The organism is Fretibacterium fastidiosum (genome assembly GCF_000210715.1).
In the GTDB taxonomy this organism is placed as follows: domain Bacteria; phylum Synergistota; class Synergistia; order Synergistales; family Aminobacteriaceae; genus Fretibacterium; species Fretibacterium fastidiosum.
This window is the reverse complement of the sequence record NC_021038.1, coordinates 42,371-51,744: the sequence shown is the minus strand read 5'-3', so window position 1 is coordinate 51,744 and position 9,374 is coordinate 42,371. Positions and strand designations below refer to the sequence as shown.

Sequence of the window (9,374 nt, the reverse complement as noted above, 5' to 3'; positions counted from 1 at the left end):
CCTCGCCCTGCCCAGGGATTCGGCATCGGTGAAGCTGTATGGGAGTTTTGCGAAGGTCTGCACCTGCGCCTCTGGGACCTTGAGCTGAGCTTGAGCGGCGGAGACGTCCGGCGCGAGCTGAGCGAGCTGGTCTTCAGCGCGGTCCTGGAGTGTGCCAACGCCCGCCGCACCGAGGCCGGCATGAGGGTCCTGACGCCCGGCGAGGCCCCATTGACGCTGAACCATGGGGCGGAGGACGCAGCCCTCTCCCTGGCCTGGGGGCTCTCGGACTTGTTCGCCGCAGGGGAGCGGGTGGACCTGAGGCTCCTGGACGCGAAGGTCGAGGGTGCCGGTCCGGACGGGCTGCGGCGTCTGGACGATTTGATCTCCGCCTTGAGGCGGGCGGATGAGCGAGTGCTGCTCTGTCCCGACGCCGGGGCCCGATAGGACGCAGGAGGAGCGGAGATGAACGACTGCTTTGGCGCCGTGTGGAGCAACCTTGGGGCCTTTCTGGACGTGCTGCGGGGGCTTTCCGCCTCGGAGGCCATGGACCTGTCCCCGGAAGGGGGCTTCTGCCTCTCCACGCGCTCCAGGTCCGCGTCGGAGAACTGGGTCTGGCTTCAGCCGGACCTCGTGACGCAGGAGCGGGCGGAGGCGGCCCTGCGCTTCTTTGGAGACAGGGGCCTGCCCTTCGTGTGGCCGCTGCCCGGGGACTGCGAGGCGGCGGAAACGCTGCGTGCAGCGGGGCTGAAGGAGGCGGGGCAGCTCGAGGTGATGAGCCTTCCGCCGACGCCGATCCGGGGACGCGGGGGGAAGGAGCTGACCTTCCGGACCGTGAGGACCCGCGAGGAGGCGCTGCGGTGGGCGAGCGTCGCGTGGCTGGCCTTTGGCGGCGAGCCTCCCGTTCCCGTGTCCGCGTTGAACGGGGCGGAGGCCATGGCGGACTCGCCCCTGAGGCTTGGGGCGGCCATGGCGGGGGAGGAGGCCGTGGGGACGTTCCTCCTGTCTCCCTTTGCTGCGTCGCTTGGCGTGTACTACTTCGCGGTGCTGCCGGGGTATCGCAGGCGCGGCGCGGCCATGGCCATGATGGGGGAGGTCCTTCGCGCGGCGAAGGAGCTGGGGACGGAGCGGATCGTCCTCCAGGCGACGCCGGCCGGCGTGCCCTTCTATCGGGCGGCGGGCTTCGAGTCCCACGGGGCGATCCCCCTCTTCTCCAACTCCGACGACGTGTTCTGAGGCTCTAAGGAAACACTGATTAAGTCGCTGAGAACTGTCAACCGTATGGGTCCCTTTCAGTCCCAGCCCCTTCGGGGCAGCCCCCCTTGCAGGGGGGCCGGAAAAACGCGCCTCTTTTTTGCCTCCCCTGTAAGGGGAGGTGGCCCGAAGGGCCGGAGGGGTCGCTTTTCAAGCCCCAAAACCCCTCCCCCCTTCGGGGAGCCTTCCGGCAGCCGTTCGCTGACGCTCACGGGCCGTCAGTCCCAGCTCCTCGCTTTCCTGAGAAAATTGTGGAATCGGCTTAAAAAACAAGCGAAAAATTCCGCTTGACGCTATATAATATCAAGGTTAATGCATGGGATGGGGGAGTGGGTTGAGAATGAAGACGAGAACTCTGGCTTCGGGCGCGATGATCGCCGCCCTGTACGCCGTCCTGACCGTCGCGGTGGCCCCCCTGTCCTACGGGCCGGTCCAGTTTCGCGTCGCGGAGGCCCTGACGCTCCTCCCACTCTATCTGCCGGAGGCGGTGCCGGGGCTCTTTGTGGGCTGTTTTGTGGCCAACGCCTTTGGCGGGTACGGTTTGATCGACATGGCGGCGGGTTCCTGCGCCACCCTCCTGGCCGCGGTGCTGACGCGAAGGGCCTCCAACCTTTGGCTGGGCGCCTTGGCGCCCGTGCTGGTAAACGCGATCGTGGTGGGGGGCATGCTTCACCTCGTCGCGGGGGCGCCCCTGGGGCTGACTGCCCTCTACGTCGGCGCGGGTGAGGCTGGAGCCTGTTTTTTGGTTGGGATTCCCCTGATGAGAGCGCTCATACGGCAGGGCATCCTGTGTGGGAGGCACGGTGCCGGCATCCCATCCGACCGTTAGGGAGAACGGTCGAGACCGCCGGCAGAAGTTGCAGCTTTAGGAGGAAGTGTGCCTTGGATACCTATAAAAATTATTACATGATCCTCGGCGTCGAGCCGACGGCTTCCGCAGAGCAGATCAAGGCCGCGTTCCGGCGCATGGTGAAGCTCTACGCCCCTGACGTCAACGCCAGTCCTCAGGCCCTCGAGCTCTTCGAGGAGGTCCTTGTGGCGTGGAACGTCCTCCGCGGGGCCGCCAGCCGCCGCATGTACGATCAAAGCCTTGGCTTCGGCCAGCAGGGAGGGGGCGCCTATGGTGGCGGGACCATGGGGGGAGGCAACCCCTTTGCCCAATCCCCCTTCCCGTCCCATTCCGCTCAGCCCTCGTCCCCCTTTTCCTCAGGCGGGCCGGGTTCGCCCTTTCAGGGGCAGGCCGCGGGGACGCAGGGGGCGGGATTCCAGCGCCCTCAGGGCGTTAGAGGGGCTGGAACGAGCTTTCAATCGTCCCGCAGGCCCTGGCAGACGGTGATCCGCTCATCCCATCAGGAGACGGAGCGCCAGCGGGCGGCGGAGGGGAGGCGCCGGAAGCAGCAGGAGGAGTTCAGCAGCTACTTCGAGAAGAGGAGCGTCACGTGGGCGCTCTTTCTGTCCTTCCCGCTCCTGATGGCTGCAGCCCTCTTCCTGCTGCCGGAGCCCTTTGCCGTCAGGACCCTGCTGAAGGCGTTCATCTCCTCGCTGCTCTTCGGGAGCTTGTTCTGGCTGTCCTTCTGGGGTCTGCTCTTCTGGCTGCGCCGGTGGTTCTCGGAGGCGAGCCACTGGCCCCTCGTCGCGGCCGCGATCTCGTCCTGCCCGCTGGGCGTGCTCTATGGCTGGTGGGCGCCCTGGTTTTTCCCCCTGGAGTCGGGAGGCCTGGTGTGGGGAGGCCCCTACGCCCTGATCTGTGCCCTCCTGGCGCTGGTCGCCTCCCGTGACTGACGTCTTGAACCCTTTGGGCGCTCTGGTGGGCCCGTGAACGGACCTTGACGTTCGGGGGGCTTTGGGCAATAATTAATCGTTTCATGCTGCCGGCGCCGTCTTGCAAACAGCGTCCGGGCGCACGTTTGGGGTGTAGCCAAGCGGCAAGGCAACGGACTTTGGCTCCGTCATCGCTGGTTCGAATCCAGCCACCCCAGCCAAATTGAATTCCTGACGAGCGGGGAGATATCCCGCTTGTTTTTTGTCCGTCCACGAGTGGGGTGAGGGCGTGAAGAACTTGGGCGTTCTTGTGATGGCCGCGGGAAAGGGCACTCGAATGAGGAGCGCGCTTCCTAAGGTGCTGCATCCGGTACTGGACCGACCGATGCTGGATTACCTGCTGCGGAGCGCCGCCTCCTGTGGCGCGGAGGCGACGGCGGTCCTGGTCGGTTCGGGGGGCGAGCAGGTCGAGGCCCACCTGAAGGAGTGCTTCCCGGAGGTCGAGGTCCTGTGGCAGCGGGAGCAGCTGGGCACGGCGCACGCGGTGCGCACGGCGATGGGCTGGTGGGAGCGGTTCGAGACGGTCGTCGTCCTCAATGGGGACCTCCCGATGATGAGGCCGGAGAGCCTGCGGTCCCTCCTGGAACGCTGCCGGACGGAGGGCCCGGACTGCGCCGTCATCAGCTTCGTCGCGCGCGACCCTGGAGCCTACGGCCGCGTCCTCCGCAGCGAGTCGGGGGTGCGCGTCGTGGAATATCGGGACGCCTCCGCCGAACAGCGCAGGGTGAACGAGGTGAACGCCGGCTGTTACGTCTTTCGGACAAGCGCCCTCAGGGGCGTGATCGGGCGCATCGAGAACCGCAACGCGCAGGGCGAGTACTACCTTCCGGACGCCCTGTCCCTGATGGCGGAGGAGGGGTGCCGCGTCGAGGCCTACCCGATGCCGGAGGAGGAGATGATGGGCGTCAACACGCAGGCGGAGCTGGCCCGCGCCTCGGCCCTGATGCGGGACCGAATCGCCGCGTTCTGGATGGAGCGCGGCGTGAGGATGGCGGACCCCGCCTCGGCCTGGATCGGCCCGGACGTCGAGCTGGCGCAGGACGTCGTGTTGATGCCGAACGTCCAGCTGTGGGGGCGCAGCCGGGTGGGCGAGGGGTCCTTCATCGGGTCCGGCTCCATCCTGACGAACGCGGTGCTGGGCCGCGGGGTGACGCTTGCGGCGCACGTGCTGATCGAGGACAGCGAAATGAAGGACTTCTCGAAGGCCGGGCCCTTCGTCTACATTCGGGATGGGTGCTGTCTTGCGGAACGCGCCTTCGCCGGAAAGTTCGTGGAGCTGAAGAGGACCACGGTGGGGCAGGGGAGCAAGGTGCCTCACCTGTCCTACCTCGGTGACGCGACGTTGGGCCTGGGCGTCAACATCGGCGCGGGGACGATCACCTGCAACTACGACGGCAGGGAAAAGCATCCGACGAAGATTGGGGACCACTGTTTCGTCGGATCGGACACCATGTTTGTGGCTCCCGTGACCATGGGGAACGGCGCGGCTACGGCCGCGGGGTCCGTGATCACGGGTCCCGTTCCCGATGGCGCTTTGGGCGTGGGGCGCGCGCGTCAGCGCAACATCGACGGCTGGGCATCCCGTAGGGCTAAGGATTGAGCAGGGGTAGGAGCGTGTCAGGAATGAAGGATCTCAAGATTTTTTCGGGTACGGCGCATCCGGATTTTGCCAAACGCATCTGCAGCGAGTTGGGCGTCCGGCTCTCCGCCGCGAGGCACTATCGTTTCTCGGACGGCGAGCTGGGGCTCTCGTTGGACGAGAGCGTGCGGGGCGCGGACGTCTTCGTGGTGCAGCCCACCTGTGAGCCCGCCAACGACAACCTGATTCAGCTGTGGATCATGTCGGACGCCTTCAAGCGGGCCTCGGCCTACCGCGTGAACGCCGTCATCCCCTATTTCGGCTACGCTCGTCAGGATCGCAAGACCAAGCCGCGTGAGCCCATTACGGCGAAACTCGTCGCGAACCTCCTGACCCACAGCGGCGTGGACCGCGTGATCACGGCGGACCTGCATGCAGGGCAGATTCAGGGCTTCTTCGACATCCCCGTCGATCACCTGACCGGGATGCCCCTTCTCGCGTCCTACTTCCGCGACAGCCTGTCGGAGGAGATTCCAAAGGGCGAGGTCGTCGTGGTCTCCCCCGACGTGGGGGGCGTCTCGCGGGCCCGCAGCTTCGCGATCATGCTGAAGTCGGACCTCGCCATCGTGGACAAGCGCCGCTCCCACGAGGTGGCCAACGTCTCGGAGGTCATGGACATCATCGGAGAGGTGGAGGGCAAGACGGCCATCCTGGTGGACGACATCATCGACACGGCGGGCACGATCTGCAACGCGGCCGCCGGCCTGAAGGAGCGGGGCTGCCGGCGGGTCTTCGCCTGCGCGACCCACGCGGTCCTGTCGGGGCCGGCGATGGAGCGCATCGAGAAGTCCGTCATCGAGAAGCTGATCTTCTCCGACACGATCCCCATGCCGGAGGCCAAGCGTTCCTCCAGGGTGCAACAGCTGTCCATCGCGCCGCTCTTCGCGGAGGCCATCATGAGGGTCCACAGCGAGCGGTCCGTGAGCAGCCTCTTCGACAATTAACCTGAAGCCCAGGGCTGTTGTATAATCTTGTCCTGTCCGCCCCAGGAGGGGCGACATACTTTTGAGTTTGCAAAGGAGCTGTTGAGTGTGTCTGAGCGAGTAACGCTAGTGATGGAGCCCAGAGAGGAAACCGGCAAGGGAGCGAACGGGAGGCTTCGCAGGAAGGGGTACACGCCCTGCATCTTCTACGGGCCCCAGATGGAGAAGTCCGTCCAGGGCAAGTTGAAGACCCGGGACGTCGAGCGCATCCTGGCCACGGGCCGTTGGGAGTCCATGCGCCTGAACGTGACGCTGCCGGACGGCACGGAGGAGATGTGCATCATCCGCGAGGTGCAGGTCAACCCCCTTACGGACTGCCCCCTGCACGTGGACTTCCTGCGCCTGATCAAGGGCCGCAAGATCACGGTCAACATTCCCATCGAGGTCCTCGGCCGCGAGAGCGCGCCCGGCGTCAAGGACGGCGGCGTCCTCGAGACGCTGCGGGAGGTGGAGGTGGAGACCCTGCCCATGAACATTCCAGACGTGCTCACCGTTGACGTCTCCGCGCTTCAGATCGGCGACGCCATCCATGTGCGCGACCTGGCTCTGCCGGAGGGCGTCGAGCTCAAGGCCGATCCGGATGAGATCGTGGCCGTCGTCGTCATGTCGAGGGGCGTCGGGGAGTCCGCAGCGGCGGAGGGCGAAGAGCCCGCTGACGTCGAGGTCGTGGCCAAGGGCAAGGCGGCCAGGGAAGCGGAGGGCGACGGGGAGAAGTCCGAGTAAACGCCCCTTTGGACCAAGCTCCCATGAAGTTGATAGCGGGGCTGGGCAACCCAGGCGAAGAGTATGCCTTCACGCGGCACAACATGGGCTGGCTGTCCGTGGACCATCTGGCGCAGCGCTTCGGACTGGGGAAGCCGCAGCTGAAGTTTCGCGGGGAGTTCTGGCGCGCCGGCTTCGGCGTCCTCCTGAAGCCGCTGACCTTCATGAACCTCAGCGGACAGTCGGTGCGGGAGGCTTTCGACTTCTACAAACTTGCCCCGGAGGACGTCCTGATCGTCTACGACGACCTGGCGCTTCCCTACGGGGGGCTCAGGCTGCGGGCTCAGGGCAGCGCGGGAGGGCACAACGGCCTGGCATCCGTCCTGGGCGCCCTGGGGACGCTCTCGGTCCCGCGCCTGCGCATCGGCCTGGGCAGCGGTCCGGGCAGCATGGTGAGCCGCGTTCTGGGGCACCTGACCGCCGAGGAGCGCGAGCTCCTGCCCTCCGTCCTGGACCGCGTGGAGGAGGCCGTCGAGGCCTGGCTCACCATGGACGTCCAGAAGGCGATGTCGAAGGTGAACGGCCCTTCGGCCCCTTGAGCCGTCAGCTCTCTTTCGTTTGCCGTGTAGGGGACGGGGTTGCCCGTCCCCTTTTCCGTTCCCCGCTGAGCCGCTGCGAAATAGGCGAAAACAAAGAGGACGCGCCCGCGCTCCGTCGCTATAATTTTCAGAGTATCGTTAAAAGGCTTCTCGATCCCCGCCGCGCGGACCGCGCATCGTTTGACAGCGAAGGAGAGCTCACCGTTGAATTTTTCCGGTTCCGGCGCCAACTGGTTTTTGATCTTATCCCTGATCCTGGGCAGCGCTGCGCTGGCCTTTCTGGGGGACGTCCTTGGGTTCCGGTACGGGAAGCAGAGGATATCCATCTTCGGCCTGCGCCCCAAGCACACCAGCCGCCTGATCACCGCCATCACGGGCGGGGTCATCACCGTGATCGTCCTTGGGGTGCTCTCCGCGTTCTCCCAGGACGTGCGCACCGCCCTCTTCAGCATGAACTACATTCAACAGCAGCTCCTGGACCTGCGCTTTCAGCTGAACCAGAGCCAGGAGATCGCCGACCAGGCCCAGGAGGCGCTCGCCGAACAGCAGGTGAGGATGCAGGTCACCACGGCAAGCCTGGACCTCGCCCGGCTGGACCTGGACTCCCTTCGCAACGACCGCCTGCTCCTGGAGCAGGAGAAGTCCGACCTGACCGCCTCCGTCCAGGGCCTGAGGGACGAGTCGGAGCAGCTGAAGCAGGCGCTTCGCACCATGCGCAGCGGGTCGATCGCCCTGAGCGCCAACGTCCTCCTGGCCCAGGGGGCCTTTGAACCGGGCACGTCCGAGGCGGAGGCCCGAAAGGAGTTGGAGGACCTCAAGCAGAGAGCCCGTGTCGCGGTCCTGGTGCGGATGTCGGAGCTCCTGCCGTCAACCCCGCGGGGCGTCTCCGTCACGTTCGATCCGGTGGAGGAGGCTTCCCTGCTGAAGCGGCTTGAGGACGCGCCGGACCGCCTCTACGTCCGCGCCATCTCCCGCGAGAACGTGGCCTTCGGCGAGGAGGTGAGCGTGCGCTTTGAGGCGGGCAGGAGCCTCCTGATCTATTCCGACGGCGACGTCATCTACCGACGGGTGTACAACGCTCAGGCCCAGGACTTCGACGCGGAGGAGGCGCTGCACGGCTTCCTGCGCGATCTGAAGATGAGCGCCATCCACGAGGGCGTGCTCCCGGACCCGGCCACGAACAACGTCGGCACGCTTCGAGGCGAGGAGTTCTTCGACGCCGTGGAGGCGTTGAGGTCCATCCACGCGCCCGTCATCGTCAACGGCCTGGCGTCGGGGGACATCCACACCGAGGGGCCGGTCAACGTTCGACTTTCCTTTCAAGAATGAGCCGCAGCGCGGCCCCAGACACAAGGGCCCCATGAGGGACGGAGGCCGATATGGAGGACTACCTTTTCTACGACAGCAAATTGGCGGTGAACGCGCGGGAGCTCCAGAGCCTTTATCGTTACACGGAGTGGGGACACAGCCGCTCCGTCGAGGGGATCCAGGCCATGATCGACGGGACGAGCCTCTGCTTCTCGGCCCGGCACGACGACAAACTCGTGGGGTTCTGCCGGATCATCACGGATTTCGTCTACAGGGCGTCCCTGTGGGACGTCATCGTGCACCCCGCGCACCAGGGTCGTGGGCTGGGGGGCGCCCTGGCGGACTACGCCCTGACCCACCCGGCCATCCGCAACATCCCCATCGTCATGGCCTACACCACCGGGTGGATGCGCTTCCTCAGGGGCCGGGGCTTTGAGACGCAGCGGGGCCTGATGATGCTCATGCGCTGTCCGATCGAGTACTCCTGATCTTCCGGCAGCCGTTTGCTGGCGCTCACGGGCTGTCAGTTTTGACGGCAGAGGAGGGCCGGAAGAGCCGATTTTTTTAAAACTTCCTCTGACGGCTTCATCGACTTACACTGCATTTACACTTCCTGTGGATTGGGGACCGGCGGACTCCGTTGACATCTCCTCCCTTTCCTCTTTATAATGATTAGGGCAATTTACGAAGGCTGCAAACAGAGTAGGCCATGCGCGTCAAGTGTCTGCAGATGGGATGTCGCTGTGGAACGAAACGAGGGATCGTACGGTGCATGGTCGCGTCCGCTGTTGAGGTTTGAGCTACACTCATCGCGGAGCGCTGTCGAGGACAGTGCTCTTTTTGTTCGCCTCCATCAATGATGAGGTGATCGTCATGCAACACGTCCGTTCCCGTATTCCCCTCCCCCGCCCCGGCGGGGCACTCCTCCTGGCTGCGCTCCTGCTCTCGACCGTCCTCTCGAGCCCCGCCCTGGCCCAGGCCGATTTCCACATCGGCATCATGACCGGCACCGTCTCGGCGACCGAGGACGCCACCCGCGGCGCCGAGAGCCTGATCAACCAATACGGCAGCACCAAACGCGGGGGCATG

The 9,374-nt window shown here is 65.6% G+C and carries 11 protein-coding genes, 1 tRNA gene and 1 riboswitch; all 12 genes read left to right on the top strand.

Going from position 1 to position 9,374, the window contains the following annotated elements:
• The coding region (locus tag SY1_RS00265) for a hypothetical protein (protein ID WP_208872457.1) at positions 1-426 on the top strand (426 nt) is incomplete at its 5' end.
• A gap of 18 nt (positions 427-444) precedes the next feature.
• A complete protein-coding gene (locus SY1_RS00260; protein WP_015555790.1) occupies positions 445-1,215 on the top strand; it encodes a GNAT family N-acetyltransferase in 771 nt (256 codons plus the stop codon).
• A 358-nt stretch (positions 1,216-1,573) separates the two neighbouring features.
• Positions 1,574-2,062 carry a QueT transporter family protein gene (locus SY1_RS00255; RefSeq protein ID WP_015555789.1) on the top strand — a complete coding sequence of 163 codons (489 nt, stop codon included), beginning with the start codon at positions 1,574-1,576 and terminating at the stop codon, positions 2,060-2,062.
• A 53-nt stretch (positions 2,063-2,115) separates the two neighbouring features.
• Positions 2,116-3,015: a J domain-containing protein gene (locus SY1_RS00250; RefSeq protein ID WP_208872456.1), complete on the top strand. Its 900-nt coding sequence runs from the start codon at positions 2,116-2,118 to the stop codon at positions 3,013-3,015.
• 126 nt (positions 3,016-3,141) lie between these two features.
• Positions 3,142-3,215: transfer RNA gene (locus tag SY1_RS00245), tRNA-Gln, on the top strand.
• A gap of 92 nt (positions 3,216-3,307) precedes the next feature.
• Positions 3,308-4,654 carry a bifunctional UDP-N-acetylglucosamine diphosphorylase/glucosamine-1-phosphate N-acetyltransferase GlmU gene (gene glmU, locus SY1_RS00240; protein ID WP_208873923.1) on the top strand — a complete coding sequence of 449 codons (1,347 nt, stop codon included), beginning with the start codon at positions 3,308-3,310 and terminating at the stop codon, positions 4,652-4,654.
• A 23-nt stretch (positions 4,655-4,677) separates the two neighbouring features.
• Positions 4,678-5,637: a ribose-phosphate diphosphokinase gene (locus SY1_RS00235; RefSeq protein WP_015555788.1), complete on the top strand. Its 960-nt coding sequence runs from the start codon at positions 4,678-4,680 to the stop codon at positions 5,635-5,637.
• Positions 5,638-5,748: 111 nt separating this feature from the next.
• Positions 5,749-6,399, top strand: a complete 651-nt coding sequence (locus SY1_RS00230) for a 50S ribosomal protein L25 (protein ID WP_015555787.1) — start codon at positions 5,749-5,751, stop codon at positions 6,397-6,399.
• 23 nt (positions 6,400-6,422) lie between these two features.
• The gene (gene pth / locus SY1_RS00225) at positions 6,423-6,977 is read left to right on the top strand and encodes an aminoacyl-tRNA hydrolase (protein WP_208872455.1); all 555 of its coding nucleotides are present in this window, start codon (positions 6,423-6,425) and stop codon (positions 6,975-6,977) included.
• 204 nt (positions 6,978-7,181) lie between these two features.
• Positions 7,182-8,306, top strand: coding sequence for a DUF3084 domain-containing protein (locus SY1_RS00220; RefSeq protein WP_208872454.1), 1,125 nt, complete (start codon positions 7,182-7,184; stop codon positions 8,304-8,306).
• A 50-nt stretch (positions 8,307-8,356) separates the two neighbouring features.
• Positions 8,357-8,773 (top strand): GNAT family N-acetyltransferase, encoded by a 417-nt coding sequence (locus SY1_RS00215; RefSeq protein ID WP_015555786.1) that lies wholly within the window; start codon positions 8,357-8,359, stop codon positions 8,771-8,773.
• A 208-nt stretch (positions 8,774-8,981) separates the two neighbouring features.
• Positions 8,982-9,075: riboswitch (THF riboswitch) on the top strand.
• Positions 9,076-9,080: 5 nt separating this feature from the next.
• A partial coding sequence (locus SY1_RS00210; protein ID WP_208872453.1) for a DUF3798 domain-containing protein occupies positions 9,081-9,374 on the top strand: 294 nt, incomplete at its 3' end.